The organism is Streptococcus sp. GMD1S, assembly GCF_000296875.1.
Classification (GTDB): Bacteria; Bacillota; Bacilli; order Lactobacillales; family Streptococcaceae; genus Streptococcus.
The window spans coordinates 1-968 of record NZ_AJQY01000187.1; the positions used below are offsets into that span (position 1 = coordinate 1).

1 protein-coding gene and 1 pseudogene are annotated in these 968 nt (G+C 28.8%); both read left to right on the top strand.

What is annotated here, in order from left to right; genetic code table 11:
- Positions 1–322, top strand: a pseudogene (locus tag GMD1S_RS12350) (hypothetical protein); the annotation flags it as partial.
- Between the two features lie 9 nt (positions 323–331).
- Positions 332–968, top strand: a 637-nt coding sequence (locus tag GMD1S_RS08175; protein WP_001288176.1) for a hypothetical protein, incomplete at its 3' end; no start/stop codon positions are given.

The following is a 968-nucleotide window of genomic DNA, read 5'->3' on the forward strand; positions in this document are numbered from 1 at the left end:
TAATAGACTTGATCAATTTATTTCAAAAAAATTAATTGAGGAAAATCAAAAGAAACAAGCTAATAAGAAAAACGAATTGTTAAGAATTCAGGATGTTCAAATTTTTGTTGCCGAGCAAAATGTTGCTGTTAAGCGAAATGATATATTCATTAAGATGGCTAAGAACCATCAAAAACTAAGAGAACTTCTTGGTAATGTTCAAGAGGAGTTTTCTAATTCAAAGATTGATTTCAAACAGCGATTATTAGCTAACGAAATGTACTTTGATGAAAAGCAAAGTGAACTTGAAGAAATGCAAAGTGCATTAAACGATTTACTATAGGAGAATGTTATGTCAGAAGAATTAGAGATTCAGGTTTTAGCAAAGTCTGAAAGATTTAATGAAAAAAAAGAAGCGTTGAAAGCTTTTAGTGAAGAAATTCCAGAACAATCAGATTTACCGACTGTCCCACAAGACGATCCTATGCTAGGATTTATTGGTATGGAATATGATGTTAAAGGTAAGGATTTAAATGCTCTCACCGATGCTGTTCAAAATAGAATGATTGAACAAAACAAGCATATTAAAAAGATTATTCAGGAATTTAATACCATTTATGAAACTTTCCAAATATTGGATGATGAGTATATTCAAAGTATTTCAAAGTCTTTGATTGCAGCCAAAGAGGCAAATGATAAAGCTATGCAGGGATTGCACGAGATAGAAGAATATCAAACTGGTAATAAAAAACTATTAGATGACGTTTTTAACCAGAATAAAGATTTAATTGATATATTGAAGAAACATCATAAAAAGCTAGAAGAGTTAGAACAACTTGAAGAGAAGCAAAGTGAAATTCAAATTGAAATTGATACTTTAAAAGCGAATCTAAAAACATTAGTGAAAATAGAAAATAGTTTTAACGATTTGCATTTACAAGTTGAAGAAAAACAAAATAATTTTAAAAATTTCCTTGATGAAATCAATA